This is a genomic window from Dickeya zeae NCPPB 2538, assembly GCF_000406165.1.
GTDB lineage: Bacteria > Pseudomonadota > Gammaproteobacteria > Enterobacterales > Enterobacteriaceae > Dickeya > Dickeya zeae.
Genome location: NZ_CM001977.1, coordinates 4,393,939 through 4,416,697, shown reverse-complemented (window position 1 = coordinate 4,416,697; position 22,759 = coordinate 4,393,939). Strand labels below are relative to the sequence as shown.

19 protein-coding genes are annotated in these 22,759 nt (G+C 55.7%); 14 read left to right on the top strand and 5 right to left on the bottom strand.

What is annotated here, in order from left to right; all coding sequences use genetic code 11:
- Positions 1-283: 283 nt before the first annotated feature.
- Complete coding sequence (gene pitA, locus DZE2538_RS19370; protein ID WP_019845319.1) at positions 284-1,792, top strand: inorganic phosphate transporter PitA; 1,509 nt, start codon at positions 284-286, stop codon at positions 1,790-1,792.
- 174 nt (positions 1,793-1,966) lie between these two features.
- On the opposite strand, the gene uspB is transcribed toward pitA, so the two are convergent.
- Positions 1,967-2,302: a universal stress protein UspB gene (gene uspB, locus DZE2538_RS19365; protein WP_023641072.1), complete on the bottom strand. Its 336-nt coding sequence runs from the start codon at positions 2,300-2,302 to the stop codon at positions 1,967-1,969.
- A gap of 643 nt (positions 2,303-2,945) precedes the next feature.
- Between uspB and uspA the strand changes: the two genes are divergently transcribed.
- A complete protein-coding gene (gene uspA / locus DZE2538_RS19360) occupies positions 2,946-3,380 on the top strand; it encodes a universal stress protein UspA (RefSeq protein ID WP_012886684.1) in 435 nt (144 codons plus the stop codon).
- 139 nt (positions 3,381-3,519) lie between these two features.
- Here uspA and DZE2538_RS19355 read toward each other — a convergent pair whose 3' ends face one another.
- Positions 3,520-5,526 (bottom strand): methyl-accepting chemotaxis protein, encoded by a 2,007-nt coding sequence (locus DZE2538_RS19355; RefSeq protein WP_038917024.1) that lies wholly within the window; start codon positions 5,524-5,526, stop codon positions 3,520-3,522.
- Between the two features lie 232 nt (positions 5,527-5,758).
- Here DZE2538_RS19355 and yidA point away from each other — a divergent pair, with 232 nt between their 5' ends.
- On the top strand, positions 5,759-6,574 hold the full coding sequence (yidA, locus tag DZE2538_RS19350) for a sugar-phosphatase (RefSeq protein ID WP_023641070.1): 816 nt from the start codon (positions 5,759-5,761) through the stop codon (positions 6,572-6,574).
- 33 nt (positions 6,575-6,607) lie between these two features.
- Here the strand turns inward: yidA and uxuA are convergent, their stop codons facing one another.
- The gene (uxuA, locus tag DZE2538_RS19345) at positions 6,608-7,792 is read right to left on the bottom strand and encodes a mannonate dehydratase (protein WP_038917023.1); all 1,185 of its coding nucleotides are present in this window, start codon (positions 7,790-7,792) and stop codon (positions 6,608-6,610) included.
- Positions 7,793-8,062: 270 nt separating this feature from the next.
- On the opposite strand from uxuA, the gene DZE2538_RS19340 reads away from it, so the two are divergent.
- On the top strand, positions 8,063-8,758 hold the full coding sequence (locus DZE2538_RS19340; RefSeq protein WP_012886680.1) for a FadR/GntR family transcriptional regulator: 696 nt from the start codon (positions 8,063-8,065) through the stop codon (positions 8,756-8,758).
- A gap of 100 nt (positions 8,759-8,858) precedes the next feature.
- Here DZE2538_RS19340 and bhsA read toward each other — a convergent pair whose 3' ends face one another.
- Entirely contained in the window at positions 8,859-9,119 is a 261-nt protein-coding gene (gene bhsA / locus DZE2538_RS19335; RefSeq protein ID WP_023641067.1) for a multiple stress resistance protein BhsA, read from the bottom strand.
- Positions 9,120-9,355: 236 nt separating this feature from the next.
- Here bhsA and DZE2538_RS19330 point away from each other — a divergent pair, with 236 nt between their 5' ends.
- From DZE2538_RS19330 to DZE2538_RS19300, 7 genes are all read left to right on the top strand, one after another.
- The gene (locus DZE2538_RS19330; RefSeq protein WP_038917022.1) at positions 9,356-10,639 is read left to right on the top strand and encodes a DUF3748 domain-containing protein; all 1,284 of its coding nucleotides are present in this window, start codon (positions 9,356-9,358) and stop codon (positions 10,637-10,639) included.
- Between the two features lie 240 nt (positions 10,640-10,879).
- Positions 10,880-12,466, top strand: a complete 1,587-nt coding sequence (locus DZE2538_RS19325; RefSeq protein WP_019845325.1) for an FGGY-family carbohydrate kinase — start codon at positions 10,880-10,882, stop codon at positions 12,464-12,466.
- Positions 12,467-12,514: 48 nt separating this feature from the next.
- Positions 12,515-14,167, top strand: a complete 1,653-nt coding sequence (locus tag DZE2538_RS19320) for a signal transduction protein (protein WP_038914879.1) — start codon at positions 12,515-12,517, stop codon at positions 14,165-14,167.
- A 4-nt stretch (positions 14,168-14,171) separates the two neighbouring features.
- Positions 14,172-15,131 carry a dihydrodipicolinate synthase family protein gene (locus DZE2538_RS19315; protein WP_038917021.1) on the top strand — a complete coding sequence of 320 codons (960 nt, stop codon included), beginning with the start codon at positions 14,172-14,174 and terminating at the stop codon, positions 15,129-15,131.
- Between the two features lie 15 nt (positions 15,132-15,146).
- A complete protein-coding gene (locus DZE2538_RS19310; protein ID WP_038917020.1) occupies positions 15,147-16,193 on the top strand; it encodes a sialidase family protein in 1,047 nt (348 codons plus the stop codon).
- 113 nt (positions 16,194-16,306) lie between these two features.
- Positions 16,307-17,653, top strand: a complete 1,347-nt coding sequence (locus DZE2538_RS19305) for an MFS transporter (RefSeq protein ID WP_023641062.1) — start codon at positions 16,307-16,309, stop codon at positions 17,651-17,653.
- A 100-nt stretch (positions 17,654-17,753) separates the two neighbouring features.
- A complete protein-coding gene (locus DZE2538_RS19300) occupies positions 17,754-18,758 on the top strand; it encodes a LacI family DNA-binding transcriptional regulator (RefSeq protein WP_038917019.1) in 1,005 nt (334 codons plus the stop codon).
- Here the strand turns inward: DZE2538_RS19300 and DZE2538_RS19295 are convergent.
- Positions 18,752-19,126 carry a YceK/YidQ family lipoprotein gene (locus tag DZE2538_RS19295; RefSeq protein ID WP_028085714.1) on the bottom strand — a complete coding sequence of 125 codons (375 nt, stop codon included), beginning with the start codon at positions 19,124-19,126 and terminating at the stop codon, positions 18,752-18,754. The genes DZE2538_RS19300 and DZE2538_RS19295 overlap by 7 nt on opposite strands.
- A 324-nt stretch (positions 19,127-19,450) precedes the next feature.
- Between DZE2538_RS19295 and ibpA the strand changes: the two genes are divergently transcribed.
- From ibpA to DZE2538_RS19275, 3 genes are all read left to right on the top strand, one after another.
- Positions 19,451-19,864: a small heat shock chaperone IbpA gene (gene ibpA / locus DZE2538_RS19290; protein ID WP_016942752.1), complete on the top strand. Its 414-nt coding sequence runs from the start codon at positions 19,451-19,453 to the stop codon at positions 19,862-19,864.
- A gap of 157 nt (positions 19,865-20,021) precedes the next feature.
- Positions 20,022-20,471 carry a small heat shock chaperone IbpB gene (ibpB, locus tag DZE2538_RS19285; RefSeq protein WP_016942753.1) on the top strand — a complete coding sequence of 150 codons (450 nt, stop codon included), beginning with the start codon at positions 20,022-20,024 and terminating at the stop codon, positions 20,469-20,471.
- 835 nt (positions 20,472-21,306) lie between these two features.
- The gene (locus tag DZE2538_RS19275; protein ID WP_038917018.1) at positions 21,307-22,719 is read left to right on the top strand and encodes an anion permease; all 1,413 of its coding nucleotides are present in this window, start codon (positions 21,307-21,309) and stop codon (positions 22,717-22,719) included.
- Positions 22,720-22,759: the final 40 nt, after the last annotated feature.

Sequence of the window (22,759 nt, the reverse complement as noted above, 5' to 3'; positions counted from 1 at the left end):
TGCGCCGGTGATATCCGGGGGGCCGATTATAGGTGATGTCCCTTCGTCGGTCATCTGCCTGCAGGCACCTGACACCATGTCGCGACAGCGGGGTGGTGTCTTTACCCGTAACAGAGTATGTGGAGGGGTGAAATCAATAATGCATTGATTTTAATTAACTAAATCAAATTCACCGGCAGAAGTGGCGTAATTTAAGTCAAAATAATGTCATATTTTGCTTTTCCCGTTTCAGCTTGTCACCGATAATGCGCCGCGTTCATGACCACTACATGGCCTAACACTTATGTTACATTTATTTGCCGGGCTTGATTTCCACACCGGTCTGATGCTGGTTCTCGCCCTGCTGTTTGTTCTGTTCTATGAAGCCATCAACGGCTTTCACGATACCGCCAACGCGGTAGCCACAGTTATCTATACCCGTGCGATGCGTGCCCAACTGGCGGTTGTCATGGCCGGTGTTTTCAATTTCCTCGGGGTATTGCTGGGGGGACTGAGTGTGGCGTATGCCATCGTCCACCTGCTGCCAACCGATTTGCTGCTAAACGTCAGTTCCGCTCACGGGCTGGCGATGGTGTTTTCCATGCTGCTGGCGGCGATCATTTGGAACCTCGGGACCTGGTACTTTGGTTTACCGGCTTCCAGTTCTCACACCCTGATCGGTGCCATCATCGGTATTGGTTTAACCAACGCGCTAGTGAGCCACACCTCGGTGGTGGATGCGCTCAATATCCCCAAAATGGTCAGTATTTTCCTGTCGCTGCTGGTATCACCGGTGGTCGGCATGATCATCGCCGGGTTAATGGTGTATCTGCTGCGTCGTTACTGGAGCGGCAATAAGAAGCGCCAGCGCATTCACCTGACGCCGGTTGAGCGTGAAAAACAAGATGGCAAACGTAAGCCACCGTTCTGGACCCGTACTGCGCTGATTCTGTCTGCGGTAGGGGTGAGTTTCTCTCACGGCGCTAACGACGGTCAGAAAGGCATTGGTCTTATCATGTTGGTGCTGATTGGCGTGGCACCTGCCGGGTTTGTGCTGAATATGAGTGCCTCTGGTTATGACATTAGCCGTACCCGCGACGCGGTGGCGAATCTGCAAACCTACTATCAGTCTCATCAGGCGACATTGGCTCATGTGATTGATTTATCTCAGCCGGTCATCCCGGCACCGGAAAATGTGATCCCTTCTACCGGCAACAAGCCGGATTTTCACTGCGATACCTCGCGTGCGTCGATCGCCGTCGACCGCGCACTGACGCTGCTGAATAACGTGAAGAGTTATGATGATCTGGCCGCAGACGATCGCGCCCGTGCTCGTCGCCTGCTGATGTGTATTTCCGACACTTTGGATCGTGTCGTCAAACTGCCGGAAACCTCGGCTGACGACAAACGTCTGCTCAACAATCTGCGTGGCGACCTGCTCCATACTGTTGAGTACGCTCCGCTATGGATTATTGTCGCAGTAGCGCTGGCGTTGTCACTCGGTACCATGGTGGGGTGGAAGCGCGTGGCAGTTACTATCGGTGAGAAGATCGGTAAAAAAGGCATGACCTATGCGCAGGGCGTCTCGGCGCAGGTAACGGCGGCAGTGTCCATCGGTATCGCCAGTTATACCGGCATGCCGGTTTCTACCACACACGTGCTCTCGTCCGCGGTGGCGGGAACCATGATTGTCGATGGCGGCGGTGTGCAGGGGAAAACGGTGAAAAACATTATGCTGGCCTGGGTGTTTACCCTGCCGGTGTCGATGGTGCTGTCTGGGGTTCTGTACTGGCTGGCTCTGAAGGTTATCTGACGGGTGGCGATATGCCACCACGGTATAGCATCGTTATCGTCAGAACATCGTTATCACCAAATAAGAAAGGCGGCCACCCGGTCGCCTTTCTGCTTTCAGTGTTGCGTTATTTAAGGGTTGATAGGGGTACACGACCGGTTGAGGCGTCCGTTGTCGCCGCTGCTGTAGTTAACCTCAGTGCCACATGATAAGGCCGATGAGGCTCACTACCACCAGCCCGCACAAGGCAGAGGTCAGCAAGAACTGACCGCGTACCCGTGCGCAGCGACGGATAAATTCCGGATCGTGATGGTCAAGATAACGTTGTGCGTAGATATAGCGAACCAGCCGTAACTGCTTGCTGGGCTGCCCGTGAGAGGTGAAAAAACCGCCTCCGTCCACATACTGGTACAGTAGCGGATCGCAGTCTCTCAGAATCAGCAGCAGCACTCGCAACGAAGAATAATATCGCGCCATATTGATGACACAGACGACACATAAAGCCCAGAAAAGCGCAAATGTACTAATCATCATGCTTCCCTCCCGGATTATGACCCTCCAGATGCGGGTAGGCGTCGGGTCCTGCTGACGTCACATCTGTGGGTATTTATGCCACACGTTATTCACGCGATGTTATGGGGCTGCCAGACCATGGCGAGTTGCCCAGGTATTCTTCTTCACCTCGATATCCCTGTCTGGAAAAGAACCTGAAAAGTCCCCCTCCAATTTCATTGTAGAAGAGCCTGACGCTTTTTTTCCATACCTTGCGCAAGGTTCCTGATAGCTAAAAACATCATGACTTCTTTTGATCTGGCGCTGTTTTCTTTGCCATAGACCCTGTTCTTTTCAGCTACACTTTACGCACGGGCGAGAGGCTTCCCCCTGCATACCTCAGTGATTCGTGTTACAGGAACCACTACACCTGCAACGTGAAACATGACGGGTAGAGCGTGAAGTATGACGGGTATAAAGAGTTATCGGCGCAAATGGGTGGTCACTTCAGGGTAAGTGGTTATCCGCCGTCGCAGAACCGTTACAAAATGTGTGGCGTTGTGATCCGTTGAACATAACCCGAAATTGAGGGGGTGTTATGCTCATGACTGCCATAGGTTATCAGACTGGCAGGAGAAATATCTGCTGACCCATCAGTTAGTCATTAGGAAGGAGCTTAATCATGGCTTACAAACACATCCTTATTGCGGTTGACTTGTCACCGGAAAGTAAGGTGTTAGTGGAAAAAGCGGTCTCCATGGCGCGGCCGTATGATGCCAAAGTCTCTTTGATCCATGTTGACGTGAACTATTCCGATCTCTACACCGGGCTTATTGATGTCAATCTGGGCGATATGCAGCAACGCATTTCCGAAGAAACCCAGAATGCCCTGAAGGACCTGGCGGACGGTGCCGGTTATCCTATTTCGGAAACCCTGAGCGGCAGCGGTGATCTGGGTCAGGTGCTGGTCGACGCGATTCGCAAATACGATGTTGATCTGGTGTTGTGTGGTCATCATCAGGATTTCTGGAGCAAATTGATGTCGTCCGCGCGTCAGTTGATCAACACGGTACATATCGACATGCTGATTGTGCCGCTGCGTGATGAAGAGGTGTAAGCCGCCAAAACGGTGCTGATGCATACAGATAGACGACGATAGAGCAAACCGACGATAAGGGCATAGCGATGACTATGCCCTTATTTGTTATGGAGGTTTGTTATTGAGGAATGGCTATTGTGTAAGCGTTATCCTGAGCCTAATGGATACGGAACACCTGCACCAGTTGCGCCAGTTGCCGGGCCTGATCCTCCAGAGAAGCCGCTGCCGCCGTTGCCTGCTGTACCAGTGCAGCGTTCTGTTGGGTGACGCCGTCCATTTCATGCACCGCCTGCGTGACCTGACTGATGCCGCGTGATTGTTCATCCGAGGCGGCGACAATCTCGCTCATAATATCGTTGACCGAGGTGACGGCGGCCAGCATGTCTCGCATGGTTTTCCCGGCATTCTCCACCATACTGACCCCATGACCGACCCGTTCGGCAGATTCACCGATCAGCGCAGTGATATCCTTGACGGCATCCGCGCTGCGTTGGGCCAGACTGCGTACCTCACCTGCCACTACCGCGAAACCACGCCCCTGTTCGCCAGCGCGGGCGGCTTCCACCGCCGCATTGAGCGCCAGAATATTAGTCTGAAAGGCAATGCTGCTGATGATGGTGGTGATTTCGCTGATTTTCTTTGAACTGTTGTCAATGCTACCCATCACGCTCACCACCTGACCGACAATCTCATCACCGCGCTGGGCAATGTGCGCCGCGTTTTGTGTCAGCCGGGTAGCGCTGTGGGCGTTATCGGCGTTTTGCTTCACGGTGGCGGTGATTTGCTCCATGCTGGCGGCGGTTTCTTCCAGCGCCGCGGCCTGCTGTTCGGTGCGGGAAGCCAGGTCGACGTTACCGGCTGAAATTTCCGCGGCACCGTGGCTGACCGATTCGCTGGTGGACATCAGTTGCTCCACAATATTGCGTAACTGCTGCTGCATTTCCGACATCGCATAGAAGATGCTGCTGGTGTCTTTGGGCTGCACCGGAATGTGGAAGGTCAGGTCACCTTGCGCCACCGCCAGGGCAATTCGAGCAGCTTCCGTCGGCTCACCGCCTATCGGGCGCAACACCTTGCGGGTGAAGATAACGCTAATCACCCCGGAGACGACCAGAATACTCAATAGCGTCATGACCGCGCCGATGTAGCGTAACCGTACGGATTCCGCCATGACCACCTGCTCGGGTACTGTGACGCCCAACGTCCACGGCGTGCCGGTATTGCCGATAGTAATCGGCAGATAGGCGCTCATCATTTCCTGGTGAGTAAAGGAACTCATACGAATTGAGGTAAGCGGCGTACCGGACTGGATGCTTTCCAGCAGTTTCGGGTCATCATCGAGCTTTTTGGTAATACGGCTGGCGTCCGGGTGGGCGATGTAGCTGCCGCTTGATGAAAACATCATGGCATAACCGGCACCGCCAAACGGCTTAATGTCGTTGACCATTTTTTGCAGCGTGTCCAGCGAGAAGTCAGCGGTGACCGAACCGTAAAACTTACCGTCAATGATGATAGGCACCGCAATAGACGTGAGCAGAACATCCACCCCGTTATAGGGGTAGCTGTAAGGCTCCAGGATCACTTCCTTTTGCAGCTTTCGCGGTAACAGGTAGTAATCACCGCTGCCGGGGGTTTCGTAATCGGTCAGGTTGTGCAACGCCACGTGACCAGCGTTATCGCGGTCCACATAGCGAACAAACCGGCCTTTCGGGTCTTGTTCTGGCTGACTGGCGTATTGCTGGTCTTTACCGTCAAACGCGTTCGGTTCCCATGCCAGCGACATTGACAGTAAATCTGGGTGGCTTTTGAGCGCATTTTCCAGCAACCGCTCAGCAACCGCACGGTCCGGCGCACCGGCTTCCCGCAGGCTAATGACACTCTGCACTAAATCCCGGGCGGCAAACAGGGCGACATCCAGCCGGTTTTGTACCGAGTAGGCGCTGGTATACGCCGTCTGTTCCAGTAGTTGCTGGGCGGTGGTCTTTTGCTGCTGGCCGGATTGCCACAGCAGGAAACCGATAGTCAGGATAAAACCGCAGATGATGATGAATACCGTGGCCATCAGTACCAGCGCTCGGGTAGATAACTTTCCCTTGCCGACGGCAAGGCGTGAAGATAGCGGCGTCTGAGTAGAGGATGGATGGGAAACCAGTTCAATGGACATGATAAGAACTCCCCTGTGTGAAGCCATTCAAATGGATGAAAGAAAAATCAACAGCAGGTGAATGTGTGCAGTCTGAACGATGTCCGTATTGTGAACTACATCACATTTATAGTATCGGCGTACCCGAGCGCTCCTTTAATTTTCGCACCATGATTTGCGGCTGTTTTTCTGGCTTCGCCCGGCAAGATCGCGTTAGCATGCGGGCAATGAGGTTGATTATTGGGGATTATTCATGGCGATAAAACTGATTGCGATTGATATGGACGGCACGTTGCTAACGCCGGAAAACCATATTTCGCCTGCGGTAAAACAAGCGATTACGGCTGCCCGTGAAAAGGGTGTGTATGTGGCGCTGGCGACCGGACGCCCGTTCATTGGTATCGAGCGCTATTTGCAACAACTGGCGTTGCAGCAGGACGGACATTACTGCATCACCAACAATGGCGCGTTAGTGCAGAGCACATTGACGGGTGAGTGCGTGGCACAAACGACGTTGAGCTTTGAGGATTACCTCTATTTTGAGGCGTTGTCGCGCGAGCTGGGCGTGCATTTCCACGCGCTTGATTTCAATAATGTGTATACCGCCAACAAAGACATTAGCGCCTACACCGTGCATGAGTCTCACCTGACCAGCATGCCACTGAAATACCGGGCAGTAGAGGAAATGGACCGCAACCTGCGTTTTCCAAAGGTGATGATGATCGATGAACCCGAGGTGCTGGATGCCGCTATCGCCCGTATTCCGCCGCAGGATTTCGCCCGTTATACCATCATGAAAAGTGCGCCGTTCTATCTGGAGATTCTGGATAAGCGCGTGAATAAAGGCGAAGGGGTAAAAATGCTGGCGCAGCACCTCGGCCTGGAACGCGATGAAGTGATGGCACTGGGGGATCAGGAAAACGATTTGGCGATGATCGAGTTTGCCGGGCTGGGCGTGGCGATGGGCAATGCGATTGATAGCGTCAAAGCGGTGAGCCAATTCGTTACCCGCTCTAACCGTGAAGACGGCGTAGCTTACGCGATTGAGAAGTTTGTGTTGAACGTTTGACCCAGGCGGGCCAAACGTTCAGGAGTGTGCGGGTCAGTCGTTAAAGAACGTCTGTTTGATGGCGAGTTCGACGCCGCGCACTTCCGCCAGCCCTTTCAGCCGCCCGATGGCAGAGTAACCGGGGTTGGTTTTCTTCTTCAGGTCATCCAGCATCTGGTGGCCGTGGTCGGGGCGCATCGGGATGGAGCGAGTATTGCCCTGCTGACGGCGACGGTATTCTTCCGCCAGAATCGCTTTCACCACCTTCACCATGTCCACGTCGCCATTCAGGTGGGCTGCTTCGTGGAAACTTTTCGGGTTGTCTTCACGGCAGGTAGCACGTAAATGGGTGAAATGGATGCGATCAGCGAAGGTTTCGATCATTTTCACCAGATCGTTGTCTGCCCGCACGCCGTAAGACCCGGTACACATGGTAAAGCCATTATGGATGCTGTCTACCGCCTCTTTCAGCCACTGCATGTCTTCAATGGTGGACACGATGCGCGGCAGGCCGAGGATCGGACGCGGTGGATCGTCCGGGTGTACCGCCAGCACGATACCGGCTTCTTCCGCCACCGGCACGATTGCCCGCAGGAATTCCGCCATGTGCTCGCGCAGTTTCGCCTTGTCGATACCGTCGTACTGTGCCAGTTGGGCGCGGAACTGCTCCAGCGTATAGCCTTCCTCAGCACCCGGCAGACCAGCGATAATATTGCGGGTCAGCTTGTCTTTGTCAGCGTCGGTCATGGCGGCGAAATACGCGGCAGCCTGACGTTGTTCTTCATCGGTATAGTCGGCAGCGGCACCGTCACGTTTTAACAGGTGCAGCTCAAACGCCGCGAAAGCGGTGTGATCAAAACGCAGCGCCCGGGAGCCGTCTGGCAGCGGGTATTCCAGATCGGTACGGGTCCAGTCCAGCACCGGCATGAAGTTGTAGCACACGGTATCGATACCGCAGGCACCCAGATTGCGCAGCGACTGCTGGTAATTGGCGATATAACGCCGGTAGTCGCCGGTCTGGGTTTTGATGGATTCGTGCACCGGCACGCTTTCCACCACTGACCAGATCAGCCCTTTTTCCGCCAGCAACGCCTGACGTTGCTTAATCTCTTCAATGCTCCACACTTCCCCATTCGGGATGTGGTGCAGGGCGGTGACAATACCGGTCGCGCCCGCCTGGCGGGCATCATCCAGCGACACCGGATCGTTGGGGCCGTACCAGCGCCAGGTGTGTTCCATAATGTAGCTCCTTAAGCTATGTTTAGTGTGGTGGTCGGTCTGGTGGCCTGACCGCCTGACCAGCTCACTATTCACCACCTGTAGTGATATTTCTGTGATTTAGATCACGTAAACATCAGGCAGACGGCACGATGACGCGCAAGCGCCAGACCGGGGCATTTAATTTTCTGACGTTTTGACGGCTATGGTAAGCTGCGGGCTATTGTTGGCATCACATGTCGGCATCACATCGGTTTACAGGACACGACTGACGGGGGATCCGGAGGGGATATGGTATTACCCACACTGAAGGTTGAGCGGTTGTATCGGCAGATTTCCACACTGCTGATTAACTGCATCAGAAATGGTCAGTTTGCGGCCGGGCAATTGCTGCCTTCGGAGCGTGAGCTGGCGAAACAACTGGGGGTGAGCCGATCGTCCATCCGTGAAGCGTTGATTGCGCTGGAGATTACCGGCTGGGTAGAAATCCGTACCGGCAATGGCGTTTACGTTAACGATCCGCTGCCGGAAGCGCCGTCCGTCGTGTTGCCAGAAGACGAGTTCAGCCTGCGGGCGTTTATTCAGGCCCGTCAGGTCTACGAGGCAATGATGGCGGAACTGGCGGCGGTACATGCCACCGACGAACAGCGTGCCGCGCTACAGGAAATCACCCGCGATTTGTCTCGCCTGCACATTAATGACGCGCAGTTTCTGCATGAAGATAAGCGATTCCACCTGTTGGTGAGCGAAATGTCTGGCAATGAGGTGTTGCAGGACATGATGGAATATCTGTGGAACAAGCGCCAGAGCAGCCGATTTGTCCGGCTGGAAACGCTCTATGCCGACTCCGATTTCCCCCGCACCATGAATCAGGATCATGCCGACATCGCCGACGCCATCATTGCGCGCGACCCGGCCCGGGCGCGTACCAGCATGGAGCGTCATCTCCAGCATGTGTACGATCATCTCTTCAGCGGTGATAAGTAAGCGTTGAATTAAGCGGGTGTGTACGGCGTCGAAAATAAAAAAACCCCGGGGGGACACAGGCACCGGGGTTGAGGGGTAATGATGAATTCGTGGGCAAGGATTATTTGTAGATAGTCGCATTGCCGTGCAGGGTATCGTCGCCACCAGCGTAGGTAATGGTGTACGCGGAAGCGCCGGCTGCGCTGGCTTCGTGCGCCAGTTTGTTTTGCAGCGAGGTCACGTCATTGGCGGTGGCGGACACGGCACCGATTTTTTCCAGTTGTTGAGCCTGTGCATAGCTGACGCTATGAGCGGCCGCGAAAGAACCAAAAGATACGGTGGCAAGGGCGGCGGCGATAGCGATGGTTTTGATGTTTTTCATGTCTCTTTCCTTTTTCGGTCATCTTGGTAAAGGCGTTTGCTCTTTCGATATAACGCAGAGGTTACGCCCTGTTAGCCTTCGTGGAAAACGGAGGTTGTTGACGCTATCTTTCTACTTTTTTGACCAACAATACAGTCAGGTATTGTAAACAAACCGCTGATTTTCATTGTTTTTGTCATTCATTGCGTGGTTTTTTATGATATGCCAAGTTAATTTATCAAAGCGGGGAATCTGTGATGAATGAAGACAGGCAGATAACATGTGGGGCGTTTTCACATCAGCTGACCAACATCAATATTTGGTCATGTGATGGAAACTGGCTGATTTATGATGTCCGGCCGCAGGGGTCTTCGTTTACCGGTTCGACGATTGAGCGCGTCAATGTGGAAACCCGCGAGTGCGAGGTGCTTTACCGTGCCGGGCAAGGTGCACATGTTGGTGTCGCGACCGGCAGCCCGGTGCCGCCGCAACGTTACGTGTTTATCCACGGTCCGGAAAATCCCGATGCGCACTGGCAGTATGATTTTCATCATCGCCGTGGCGTGATGGTAGCCGATGACGATCGCCAGCAGGCTACGACGCTGGATGCCTGTGTCCTGACGGCCCCCTATCTGGCTGGCGCACTGCGCGGCGGTTCTCATGTGCATGTGTTCAGCCCGGACGGTACTCGCCTGAGCTTTACCTACAACGACCATGTGTTGCATGAGCGTGACCCGGCGTTGGATTTGCGCAACGTCGGCGTAGCGGTGCCGTTGCACCGGGTTGACGCGCCACACCGCCATCCGCGTGAGCACGACGGTAGCCATTACTGTGTGCTGGTGAGCCATACCACGCCGCAGCCGCGTCCTGGCAGCGATGATATTAACCGCGCTTACGAAGAAGGTTGGGTCGGCAATGCCGGTTATGTCCGCCCGAACGGTAGCCGCCAGCGCTGGGCGCTGGCGTTTATCGGCGATACGCTATCGGCGTGCGGTGAAAAAGTGCCTGACGTGTTTATTGTTGATTTACCAGAAAAACTGGACGACTACGCCCGTCCTGGCGAACGCCCGCTGGGGGGGACTGATGACGCCTTGCCCGCGCCGCCAGCCGGTGTGTTCCAGCGTCGACTCACCTTTACCGCCGACAGGGCTTACCCCGGCGTGTTGAATCAACCGCGCCACTGGTTACGCAGCTCGCCGGATGGCAGCCAAATCGCGTTTTTGATGAAAGACGATCGTGGCATTGTGCAACTGTGGACGGTATCACCGAACGGCGGTGAACCGCGGCAGGTCACGCACAGCGACTGGCCGATACAGTCAGCATTCAACTGGCATCCGGACGGTGACTCTCTGGCGTTTATTGCCGACAACAGCGTGATGCTGTGCGAGGTCGCCACCGGCCGGTTGATTCGCCAGACGGCACGCAGTGAAACGCCGCCCATAGGGGATGCGGTGGTGTTTTCACCCAATGGTGATCGCCTTGCCTACCTGCGGGACATTGACGGTTTCAGCCAGATATTTGTGGTGACGGTCGCCCGTTAACCACCGGTTTTCCCTCAGGCGGCGCGTACCGGATGTCTGCGCCGCCCAGTGCTGACGCCGCGTCAGCACCTCCTCTGCGGTGTTCATCGCGAGGCAATTTTTCCTGTCTGATAAAACTGTTTTCTTTCAAACGATTATTTTTTATTCACCGATCTGCCTCACAGTTCGCAACAAAAATCATTGTCATCTTCTCCATGCTTCAAATAAATTGCTAACTCGACTTAGCAAAGAGATTTCAACATGAAAAACGATTGCTTTATCGGTGTGGATGTCGGGTCAGCCAGTGTCAGGGCCGGGGTGTTTGACGGCAATGGCCAGCGTTTGGCGTTTGCAGTGCGGCCTATTGAACAGTTTCATCCCCGCACGCATGTGGTGGAGCAATCGTCGGCGGATATCTGGCAAGCGGTGGGGGCCTGTGTGCGTGAAGCGCTCAGTGGGGCGGCGGTTGCACCTTCGCAGGTCCGCGCTATTGGCATCGACGCCACCTGCTCGCTGGTGGCGGTGGGGCTGCAAGGGCAACCGGTATCGGTAGCGGAGCAGGACGACCCGCAGCGGGACATCATCATGTGGATGGATCACCGCGCCGCAACCGAAACCGCTGATATCAACGCCACCGGCGACGAGGCGCTGCGTTATGTGGGCGGTGAAGTCAGTATCGAGATGGAATTACCCAAAATCTTGTGGCTGAAGCGCCATTTCCCCGCACGTTACAAACAAATATGGCGTTTTTTTGATTTGGCGGACTATCTGGTATGGCGCGCCACCGGCGCTGATGTGGCCAGTGTCTGCACCCTGACGTGTAAGTGGAACTATCTGGCGCATGAAAATCGCTTTAGCGACGGTCTGTTGCAGGCGGTTGGGTTGGACGATGTAGTGCAGAAAATCCCGCCACGCATCCTGCAACTGGGTGAAGCGGCCGGGACACTGGCGGCTGACGTCGCGCGTGACTGGGGATTGCCGGAAAACGTGGTAGTCGCCGGTGGCATCATCGACGCACATGCCGGTGGGTTGGCGCTGGTCGGCAGTGAACCGCAAGGGAGCCTGGCCATCATCAGTGGGACGTCTAACTGCCATATGCTGGTCAGTCGTCAACCGGTCGAGGTGCCCGGCGTATGGGGGCCGTACTGGGGAGCGATGCTGCCGCAATGGTGGCTCAACGAAGGTGGGCAGAGCGCGGCGGGAGCGCTGGTGGAGTGGACCTTACATCAACATGTCCAGTGGCCGACACTGCTCGCGCTGGCCGAACAGCAGCAGCGTAACCCGTATGCCGTATTGAATGAGTGGGTGGAATTACTGGAGCAGCGCGAGCCGTTACCGACCCGCCACCTGCATGTGCTGGCGGATCACCACGGTAATCGCTCGCCACGGGCGAACCCGGATGCGCGCGGCATGGTGATGGGGCTGACGCTGGAACAAGGCCCGGACGCGCTGGCCCGGCTTTATCTGGCGACGTTACAGGCCATCGCCTACGGCACCCGACACATTATCGAGACGTTGAATCAGTCCGGTCATCGTATTACCCGGCTGGTGATGTGTGGCGGGGCGACCAAAAACCCGCTGTGGCTGCGGGAATACGCCGCCATTACGGGGTGCGACATTCAACTGGCGAGTGAGGAGGATGCGGTCACGCTCGGCGCGGCGTTATTGGGGGCGGTGGCGTGCGGCGCGTATCCTTCGTTGCCGCAGGCTGCACAGTCGCTGGTGCGCCCCGGTGTGCTTATCCGCGCTGATCGAGGTCATCAACCGTTTCACGACGATAAATATCAGATTTATTTGCAGATGTATGACTACCAGCAGGCCGCACAGCAACAGATGCGCCGTCACTGATAGCCGAATTTTTCCGGCACCGTCCGGAGCCGACACCAGGAGTTACCCATGTTGACACTGAATCTTCCCGTTTCACCCCGCCCGCTTTCCGTGGGCGAACGTGAGGTTTTGCTGGTTACCAATGCGGACTTGCGTGAATCCGCTAACCTGACCTGCTGGCCGACCCAACAACAGTTTGAAAGCCGCCTGCAGAGCGCGCTGGAACACCTGGGGTACCGCATGACGCGCGCCCACGCAGTAGACACCGAGCGCGGGCACGGCTTCATCAGCTCTCAGCGGGAGGGCAGCGATGTTTTCGCCGCACTTGACCCGGATGCGCCAGTGATTGTGCTGCTGACCGCCTGGCAGTATTCCCACCATATTGCGCCGTCACTGGTGCATCACCGTGGTCCGGTGCTGTTGCTGGCCAACTTTGACGGCACCTGGCCGGGGCTGGTGGGGATGTTGTGTATGGCGGGCTGTCTGACCAGCCTGGGGCGCAGTTATTCCCGTTTGTGGTCGGAAACCTTTGATGATGAGGCGTTCCATCAGGGGTTGGCGACCTGGCTGCGTGACGGCGCGGTAAGTCACAAGACCGGCTACCTGCGCCCGGTGGCGGCTTCTCACCCGGTGCTGGCGACCACTGCCGGACAGATTGGCCGCCAGGTCGGCGACTACATTTTGCGTCACAAGGCGATTATCGGGCTGTTCGATAGCTTCTGTATGGGGATGATTAACGGTGTATTCCCGCAACAGGCGATGATCCAGACCGGTATGCCGATCGAGTCGTTGTCCCAGTCGGCGTTGCTGGTGGAGATGGCGAAAGTGCCGCATAGCCTGCGGGAAAGCTGTCTGGCGTGGTATGAGCAGCGTGGTATGCGTTTTGAGTTCGGCGATGACGCCAGCCGCCAATTGACACGCGAACAGGTACTGGAGCAGTGCGCGATGATGATCGCGATGGCGCGTTTCGTACAGCGTTTCGGGTTGTCGGCGGTTGGGGTGCAGTATCAGCAGGGACTGAAAGACAGCTGCGCCGCGTCCGATTTCGCCGAAGGCGCGATCGGCAATGCGGAGCGTTTCCCGCTGCCGGATGAGCAGGGCGTACCGATTCGTCCTGATGTCGCCATCCCCTGCATCAATGAAGTGGACATGGGCAGCGCCATTCCGCAGGTCATGTTGTGGCACCTGCTGCACGGGTTGGGACTACCGGCAGAAACCACGCTGCACGATATTCGCTGGGGCAGTGAGTATCAGGGCGTTTTCTACTGGGATTTGGAAATTTCTGGCGCGGTGCCGTTCGCCCATCTTAAAGGCGGTATTGCGGGGGCTACCGGCTATCGTCAACCGCCGATGTTTTTCCCGTATGGCGGCTCCACGATTGCCGGTCAGGGTAAAGCGGGGCGTTTTGTCTGGGCGAGGGCGCACTACGAAGGAACGCAGGTTGTCATGCATATCGGTACCGGTACCGCGGTGGAACTGCCTGCGGACGAGTTCGAGCGCCGTCGCCGGGCTACCAACTATGAGTGGCCGCTGCTCAACGCGGTGCTGGACGGCGTGACCCGTGATGACCTGATGGCGGGTCACCAGAGTAACCATTTGACGGTGGCGTATGTGGACGACGATAAACTCGCCGACGTACTGAAAGCCTTTGTTGCCCAGGCGCTGACGCAGCATATCCAGGTATGGGTAGCGGGCGACGCTCATTCACTGCTGGCGGAGTAACATCATGACCCACGACAATCCTTCAATCAGTGATCAAAACAAGTACACCGGCATCTGGCCGGTGATGCTCACCCCGTTCGATGCGCGTGGCGAAATCGACTACGCGTCGCTGGCGCGGTTGGTGGAGTGGTATCTGCAGGCGGGTGTACACGGTTTGTTTGCCGCCTGCCAGTCCAGCGAGATGTTTTTCTTAAGCGACGCCGAAACCCGCGAGCTGGTGCGCTTTATTGTCGCGCAGGTGGATGGCCGGGTACCGGTCGTGGCGTCAGGCCACACCGCCAGCGCCTTCAGTCAGCAGGTGGATCAACTCAACGGCGTAGCGGAAACCGGCGTTGACGGCGTGATCCTCATCAGTAACCGGCTGGCGCTGGCCGGTGAGTCGGATGAACTGGTGTTGGCCCGGTTGCAGGCGCTGACGGCGCAACTGCCCGTGCAGGTAGATCTGGGGATTTACGAGTGTCCTTATCCTTACAAGCGGTTGCTGTCTGACGAGACCGTCGCCTGGTGCGCGCGCAGCGAGCGCTACACCTTTATCAAAGACACCTGCTGCGATTTGCCTACCATTCGTCGGCGGTTGCAACTGGCGCAGGGTTCCCGCCTGCATCTGGCGAATGCCAATAGCCAGACGCTGCTGCCCTCGTTGCAGGCGGGGTGTCAGGCCTATAGCGGTGTGATGGCTAACTTCCATCCGCAGCTGTACGTGTGGCTGTTCGAGCACTGGCGGGAGCACCCGGAGGCGGCGGCGCATTTGGCGGACTACCTCGGTACGGCGGCGCTGGCGGAATTTCTCGATTATCCGGCCTGCGCCAAGTTCTATCAGCAACAATGTGGTACGTTCTCGACCCACGTTTGCCGGGTACGCAACAGTGCGGCTTACGGCGAGAGCTTTTTCCCACAGGCTATCGAGAGCATGCTCCGGCTGGGCAATACGCTGGCAGCCGCACTCCCGGTATCGCCACGCTAACGCAAGGACATCCTGATGAGGCTGACAACGACAAAACGACAATATGTCCTGCCCGAGGGGCACGACTATTTTGGCAACTGCCACGCCTCAACCGTGGTGGCGTTGCCGGGTGGGCGGTTGCGGGTCGCCTGGTTTGCCGGTGAAAAAGAAGGCAGTGGCGATACCGCCATCTGGCTGGCGAGCCATGAGCAAGGGCGTTGGTCGCCGCCGGTTCGAGTGGCCTGGGAAGACGGACTGGCGCACTGGAACCCGGTGCTGCATTGGCAGGCGGGCACGCTGTGGCTGTTCTACAAGGTGGGGGCTGACGTACACCACTGGCAGACGCGGGTACAGCTGTCCACGGATGAAGGCGCGAGCTGGTCCGCACCTCGCCCGCTGGTGCCCGGCGACAGCGCACCGCGCGGGCCGGTGAAGAATAAGCTGTTGGTGATGTCGAACGGCGAGTGGCTGGCTCCCGCGTCCGTCGAGGATGACCGCCACTGGGATGCGTTTGTCGATCTCAGCGCTGATCAGGGGCAGAGCTGGCAGCGCGCGCCTATCCCGTTGACCCATCGCTTACCCGGCGAGCATGGCCGTGAGGCTCTGTGGTCGGGGCTGGAGCAGGCAGCGTTGTGGGAAAACGACTTGGCGCGTGTATTCCAGTGGGACGGTGTTATCCAACCGTCGGCGTGGGAGTCGTCGCCCGGACGGGTGCATGTACTGATGCGCAGTACCCGTGGCGCGTTATACCGCAGCGATTCCGACGATTTCGGTCGGCACTGGTGCGAGGCTTACGCGGTGGGTTTGCCAAACAATAATAGCGGCGTTGATCTGGTGCATCTGGGCGCGGGCCGTCTGGTGCTGGTTTACAACCCAGTGACCGGCAACTGGCATCGTCGCTATCCGTTAGCCGTGGCCTGTTCGACGGACAATGGCGAACACTGGCAGGACGCTCTCTGTCTGGAACAGGAGCCCGGCGAGTTTTCTTATCCCGCCATTATTGCTGATGGCGACACGTTACATGTGACTTACACCTGGAATCGAAAAAATATCGTTTACTGCGCGCTGATATTCAGCGGGTAGTCGTTGTAGCACTCAAAAAAACCTGTACCCTACACCCCCCGCCAACCTCCGGGTTAGGCGGCGTCCGGATGGTTTTGCCTGAAGGGCGATAAAATCATAAAGCGAGGAACATCATGTCGATTTCCGTGGAATTATCCCAACACCAGGCGATGCACAATAAATCCAACATTCGCCGCGTGGTGATCTCCAGTTGGATTGGCAACACCATCGAGTTTTACGATTTCCTGCTCTACGGACTGGCGAGCGCACTGGTCTTTGGCAAACTGTTCTTTCCCAACGTCAGCCCGGTAACGGCGATGCTGGCGTCATTCGCCACCTTCGGCGTGGGATTTATCGCCCGTCCGTTGGGCGGTATCTTTTTCGGCCACATGGGCGACACCCTAGGGCGTAAGCTGACGCTGCTGATTACCCTCGGTGGCATGGGGATGGCGACCTTTTTGATCGGCTGCCTGCCGACCTACCATCAGATCGGGGTCTGGGCGCCGATTTTGCTGGTGGTGCTGCGTTTTGTGCAGGGTTTTCTGGTCGGTGGCGAATGGGGCGGCGCGATGCTGATGGTGGTGGAAACCGCGCCTGCCAATCGTCGCGGCCTGTTGGGGTCTATCCCACAGACAGGCGGTTTTTCCGGTCAATTGCTGGCGACGGCGATCTTCGCCATGGTGTCGACACTGCCGGAAGATCAACTGATGTCCTGGGGCTGGCGTGTACCGTTTATGCTGAGCGTGGCGCTGGTGATGGTAGGGCTGTACATGCGCCGTAAGGTGGATGAAACCCCGGTGTTCCAGCAGGTTCAGCAGCAGCAACAGCAGGCGAATCAGCGTGATGCCGCACCGCGTCAGAGCCCGGTGGTGGAAGTGATGCGTAATCAGTGGCGCAGTGTCTGTTTGATCATGGTGTTACGCTTCGCGGAAAGTGTACCGTTCTTCCTGGCAACGGTGTTCGCTGTATCCTACGCCACCGTGCAGTTAGGCGTACCGAAGCAAACCATGCTCAACGTGATCATGGCGACCTGTGTGCTGGCGTTCCCGATGCACGCGCTGTTTGGCGCGCTGTCTGACCGGGTGGGCCGTCGTCCTATCTACATCTTCGGTGCATTGTGCGCGGCGGCAATGGCATTCCCGTTCTTCTATCTGCTGGAAAGTGGTTCTTTTGGGCTGATGGTGCTGGGGTATGTGTTGCTGATCAATATCGCCCATAACTCCATTAACTCAGTGCAACCGGCGTTCTTTACCGAACTGTTTGGCCCGAAAGTGCGCTACAGCGGCGCGTCTATCGGTGCGCAACTGGGGGCGATTGTGGCCGGTGGCTTTACCCCATTTATCGCCAAGGGGCTGACGGCGATAGATAACGAATCCTGGACGCTGGTGGCAACTTACGTCACGGTAGCAGCGCTGGTCGCGGCCTTCGCCGCCTGGAAAGCGCCGGAAACATCGCGTCGGGATATGACCAAAGACGTGTGATTTATTGATCGCGGCCAGGGTCGGCCGCGCTTTAGCTGCGTCGAGTTAGTTATTCCGTTACACTGGTTATCTTTCAGTTCTCATAGGGATATTCTGTTTCATGGCGAAAACAGTTGAACAGATTGCCAGTGCCTTGAAGTTGTCCGTGACCACGGTACGTCTGGTACTCAATGGAAAAGCGGAACAGTATCGAATCAGTGCTAAAACCCAGCAACGCATCCACCAGTATGTGACGGAGTACGGTTATACCGTTAATCACGTCGCCCGCAGCCTGAAGCTGAACAAAACCGAAACGCTGGGGCTTATCGTTCCCCGTTTATCCAACCTGTTTTTCTCGACACTGGCCGAAAAGCTCGAAACGCGCTGCCGTGAGGTGGGCTACCAACTGATGATCAGCTGTTCTTACAGTGACTCTCAGTATGAAAACCGGCTGGTGGAGGCGTTGTTGCAGCGTAATGTCGACGGGCTTTTTGTGGTGCCCTCATCGCTACAGGCCGCGCAGCATCACGCTAAGGTGGTGAAAAAGCCACTGGTACTGCTGGACCGCGATTTTGGTATCGAACAGTTGCCGCTGGTAATGAGTGACAACCTGCAAGGCGGCGCGGCGCTGACACAAGCGATGCTGGCTGCCCAGCCCGCCGCACCGTTGTTTTTCATGGCGGGTGACGTACAGCAACCGGCCATCCGCGATCGTCTGCGCGGCTATCACCAGTCGGTGCAGCAAGCGGGCCTGACGCCAGCGGTGCTGGAAGCCAGCCATAACCGCCGTGAAGACGGTATGTTGATGATGGAGCAGTTTTTACGCCAGCACGATGCGCCGCCGCCCGCGTTCATCGCGTCGTCGTTGCCGGTGCTGGAGGGGATGCTCAGCATGGTTCGTGAGCGCTATGGCTATATTCCGGCGCATATTAATATCGGCACCTTCGATGAACACGCCATGCTGGGGTTCTTGCCCAATACACTGTGGTCGATGCGTCAGAATGAAGATGCGTGGTCAGAACAGGCGTTTACCGCGATGCAGCAGGCGTTAAACGGTGAGGTGCAACCGCATAAAGCGGTGATCCCCATGACGCTTATCCATCGCCGCCAGGCCGGGCATCAATGACCGGTGTTATTTGCCGACGCTGGCATCACCACCAAAGGCGGTGGAGAAACCATCGGCTGGCGGCTTTCGTATTCCCCCAGACGATCGCGCGCGGAGGTGCTGTGGGTATCGTCGTGGGTGCGATAGAAGTCATAGGGTAACAGTAGCGTATCCAGCATGGCGGAGAAGGGGACATCCAGCGCCACCATCGGCATCATCGCCCAACTGGTGTCCTCATCTTTCAGCGTGGTCATGCTGGCTTTGGTGCCGGAATAGTATCCCTGCTCGCCGCCAGAGTGGGTCATCACGCTGGAGCAACCGCCGCACGTCGCCAGTATCCCGCCTGACAGCACGAACGACAATGAGGCATTTTTCAGAATGGTCATCATGTTACCTTGAGGTAAATCGTCCCGGTTACGTGGTTGACTGTACTTACATCGACCCGCCATCGACCTGCATGTGCTTACATGTTTTAGCAAAATGTGCTCGTTGTCCAGTGTATGCGATTACATCAGGACTGGGTTAGAGAATAAGAAAAATTTCCCTCCCGCCGTGTTGAAAAGCAGAGACAAATCACCATATCTCAATCAGAGCCGCAGACATACGCCGACAGGGTATGGCGCTGTGTTCCTGATATACAGCAGCTGCGGCCAGGAGCCCGTCCGAATGGAGGGCCGTCGATATTGACCTCGCTGCCTGTCAGGAGAGAGTTTATGCGTAATCCCGATTTTTCCCCGCTGTATCGCTCTGCTATTGGTTTTGACCGTCTGTTTAATCTGCTGGAGGCTGGCCAGAGCCAGGGGAATGGTGGATACCCTCCCTATAACGTTGAGCTGGTTGACGAAAACCTGTATCGCATCGCTATTGCCGTGGCGGGGTTTGCTGAAAGCGAACTGGAGATCACCGCGCACGACAACATGTTGATTGTTAAAGGATCGCATAGTGGTGACGCCACCCCGCGCAATTACCTCTATCAAGGCATTGCCGAGCGCAATTTTGAGCGCAAATTCCAACTGGCCGAGCACATCCAGATTCGTGGTGCCAGCCTGGAGAATGGCTTGCTGTTTATTGAGTTACAGCGGGTGATTCCAGAAACGCTCAAACCGCGTCGTATCGAAATCAAATAACTTTCATGGCCGCTGGCGTGCCACGTCGCGGCGTTATGTGGATGACCGGGCGTGAGCGCAAGCAGCCCGCATCCTGACATTTACTCGTCCGCCGAACGGGGACGATCCGGTCATCGGCCGGAAACCATTATCTCGCTTCACAGAAGGAGTTATGAGTATGCGTAATTACGATTTATCCCCCCTGCTGCGTCAGTGGATTGGCTTTGACAAGCTCGCCAGTTCTATGGGTAATCAGGACGCCGTGGAGTTCCCGCCGTACAATATCGAGAAAATCGACGATAACCATTACCGCATTACACTGGCGCTGGCCGGATTCCGCCAGTCTGAGCTGGATATTGAAGTGGAAGGCCAGCGTCTGACCGTGAAAGGCACGCCGACATTACCAGAGAAAAAAGTGCAGTATTTGCACCAAGGGCTGGTGTTCAAACCCTTCACGCTGAGTTTTACCCTGGCCGAACACCTGCATGTGTCACAGGCCCAGTTCCAGCATGGGTTGCTGCATATTGATCTGATCCGCGAAGTGCCGCAGGCATTGCAACCGCAGCGTATCGCTATTGGCCGACCGGTCCCCGCGCTCAATGAGAGTGCGCCTGACGATAAGGCTTAACATTCTGTTCCTTCTGTTACCGACCGCTCGCGGTGTGTCCGTGAGCGGTTTTTTAACATTTCGCGTCACGCTTCCCGCGCCTTCCTTCAAGGCTGGCCGTGGTTCGCTTTACGGTAGCTGAATAGTTTTCTTCATATATACCCTTCATACTTCAAGTTGCAGGTGTGTTGGCTGCTCTCGCTCACCCCAGTCACTTACTTGTGTAAGCTCCTGGGGATTCGCTCGATTGCCGCCTTCCTGCAACTCGAATTATTTTGGGTATAGAAGGTGAATAGTGAATAACCCTTTAGAATTATTTTACTTCATGAGCGAATCAGGTGAAATAAACCAATAAATAATCACGGTGAAAAAGAAATACGGCGATAAATTACCATTAACATTATCGTTAATGTCATGTTCAATAATTGTTATTTTGTACGATAATAGTAAATATTTATTTGTTTTTGAAATGGCGTTTTTATTCTTAAAAGTAAATTATTAAACCTATTTAGTAATTAAAATAACAATGGTTTATTCCGTTTTTAATAATACTATTTTCCTCGTTGATCACTTCACTTGATTTTGATGGGACGAGAAAAGCACCCTGTTCTTTATTGTTTTCTCGTCTTTTTTTTGCTGATGCTGTACCCGTTGTGTTTGTCAGGCCGCACCCGTCATGAACGTGGTGATGGCATGATGAAAAACCGCTATCTGCATTTATTTGCGATTTTTTATTTATCTGGATTGTCAGATAGCGAATTTAAGGGTGATGAAGAAATAAAATAACTCCTCCACTCATAACGCGGGGCCTCCGGTAAACGTGGCTGATTTCGTTTTAATCTTGAGTGGTGTTAGTATGTCTGCAAATAACAGCAGGTTAGTGAAGCTTTTTATTATCCTTGGTATAGCCATTATATTTTGGTTTATTCCCGTCCCTGAAGGTGTGAATCCCCCAGCGTGGCATCTGTTGGCAATATTTGTTGCTACCGTTGTCGGTTTGATCCTCTCTCCCTACCCACTTGGCGCTATTGCCGTTTTTAGTATCACCGCCGTGTCGGCGCTCGGACTCCTGCCGGTCAAAGATGTGCTGGTTGGGTTTAGTGACCCGACTATCTGGATGATTGCCTGTGCATTTTTCATTTCGCGCAGCTTCATCAAGACGGGTTTCGGCCGTCGTATCGGCTTTCTGTTCATCAGTAAACTGGGTAACAGCAGCCTGGGGCTTGCGTACGGTCTGGTGTTCACCGACCTGCTGTTTTCCCCGGCGATGCCGTCAACCTCTGCCCGTTGCGGCGGTATTATCACCCCGCTGTTTCGTTCGATTGCTGAAGCCTACGGTTCGACGCCAGAGCAGGGGACACAGCGCCGTATTGGGGCGTTTCTGGTACAGACCATTTTCCAGTGCAACACCATTACATCGGCGATGTTCATGACCTCAATGGCCGGTAACCCGCTGATCAGCAAACTGGCGACCCAGTTCGGTGTTCACCTGACCTGGACCGAATGGGCGAGTGCCACGCTGGTACCGGGGCTGCTGTCGTTAATCGTCATTCCGCTGGTGCTTTACCGTTTCTACCCGCCGGAACTGAAGAAAACGCCGGAAATGCGTGAGCTGGCTAAAGTCCGCCTGCAGGAAATGGGGCCGATGAGCCGCAACGAGTGGGTTGTGCTGTGTGTTTTCCTGGGACTGGTGGTGTTCTGGGTGCTGGGTGCGACGCTGAATATCGATGCAACCCTGACCGCACTGGGTGGCTTGAGCGTGCTGTTGCTGACCCGAGCGTTAAGCTGGGAAGACGTCACTGGTGAGAAAGAAGCCTGGCATACCGTAGTGTGGTTCGCCGTTTTGATGATGCTGGCAACGCAGTTGAACAAGATGGGGTTGATAGCCTGGCTGGGCGGTATCGCCAGTCACGCGGTTATCGGCATGCACTGGCTGCCAATGCTGGGGCTGTTGTTGCTGGTGTACTACTACAGCCATTATTTCATGGCCAGCGCGGTCGCGCACATCAGCGCCATGTACGCCATTTTCGTGTCGATCGCTATTGCCGCCGGTGCGCCGCCGGTATTAACGGTGCTGGCGTTTGCTGCGTTCAGTAACCTGTTTATGGCGACAACGCATTATTCTGGCGGCCCGGCACCGATCATGTTCGGTTGTGGTTACCTGCCATTGGGCACCTGGTGGAAAATCGGTTTTCTGGTTGGACTGGTGGTGATTCCTATCTGGTTAGGTATCGGCAGCCTGTGGTGGAAAGTCTTGGGTATGTGGTAACTGGTTTTTGCCTGACAGTTTGACTCATCCGCCGCCTGTT

Bases quoted from the DNA above. Each gene is read 5' to 3' on its own strand.
- DZE2538_RS19340 (WP_012886680.1), top strand. From the start codon at position 8,063: ATGGTATTACCCACACTGAAGGTTGAGCGGTTGTATCGGCAGATTTCC.
- DZE2538_RS19305 (WP_023641062.1), top strand. From the start codon at position 16,307: ATGTCGATTTCCGTGGAATTATCCCAACACCAGGCGATGCACAATAAA.
- DZE2538_RS19325 (WP_019845325.1), top strand. From the start codon at position 10,880: ATGAAAAACGATTGCTTTATCGGTGTGGATGTCGGGTCAGCCAGTGTC.
- DZE2538_RS19295 (WP_028085714.1), bottom strand. From the start codon at position 19,126: ATGATGACCATTCTGAAAAATGCCTCATTGTCGTTCGTGCTGTCAGGC.
- DZE2538_RS19315 (WP_038917021.1), top strand. From the start codon at position 14,172: ATGACCCACGACAATCCTTCAATCAGTGATCAAAACAAGTACACCGGC.
- pitA (WP_019845319.1), top strand. From the start codon at position 284: ATGTTACATTTATTTGCCGGGCTTGATTTCCACACCGGTCTGATGCTG.
- DZE2538_RS19300 (WP_038917019.1), top strand. From the start codon at position 17,754: ATGGCGAAAACAGTTGAACAGATTGCCAGTGCCTTGAAGTTGTCCGTG.
- DZE2538_RS19330 (WP_038917022.1), top strand. From the start codon at position 9,356: ATGAATGAAGACAGGCAGATAACATGTGGGGCGTTTTCACATCAGCTG.
- ibpA (WP_016942752.1), top strand. From the start codon at position 19,451: ATGCGTAATCCCGATTTTTCCCCGCTGTATCGCTCTGCTATTGGTTTT.
- uspB (WP_023641072.1), bottom strand. From the start codon at position 2,302: ATGATTAGTACATTTGCGCTTTTCTGGGCTTTATGTGTCGTCTGTGTC.
- bhsA (WP_023641067.1), bottom strand. From the start codon at position 9,119: ATGAAAAACATCAAAACCATCGCTATCGCCGCCGCCCTTGCCACCGTA.
- DZE2538_RS19355 (WP_038917024.1), bottom strand. From the start codon at position 5,526: ATGTCCATTGAACTGGTTTCCCATCCATCCTCTACTCAGACGCCGCTA.
- uspA (WP_012886684.1), top strand. From the start codon at position 2,946: ATGGCTTACAAACACATCCTTATTGCGGTTGACTTGTCACCGGAAAGT.
- uxuA (WP_038917023.1), bottom strand. From the start codon at position 7,792: ATGGAACACACCTGGCGCTGGTACGGCCCCAACGATCCGGTGTCGCTG.
- yidA (WP_023641070.1), top strand. From the start codon at position 5,759: ATGGCGATAAAACTGATTGCGATTGATATGGACGGCACGTTGCTAACG.
- ibpB (WP_016942753.1), top strand. From the start codon at position 20,022: ATGCGTAATTACGATTTATCCCCCCTGCTGCGTCAGTGGATTGGCTTT.
- DZE2538_RS19275 (WP_038917018.1), top strand. From the start codon at position 21,307: ATGTCTGCAAATAACAGCAGGTTAGTGAAGCTTTTTATTATCCTTGGT.
- DZE2538_RS19310 (WP_038917020.1), top strand. From the start codon at position 15,147: ATGAGGCTGACAACGACAAAACGACAATATGTCCTGCCCGAGGGGCAC.
- DZE2538_RS19320 (WP_038914879.1), top strand. From the start codon at position 12,515: ATGTTGACACTGAATCTTCCCGTTTCACCCCGCCCGCTTTCCGTGGGC.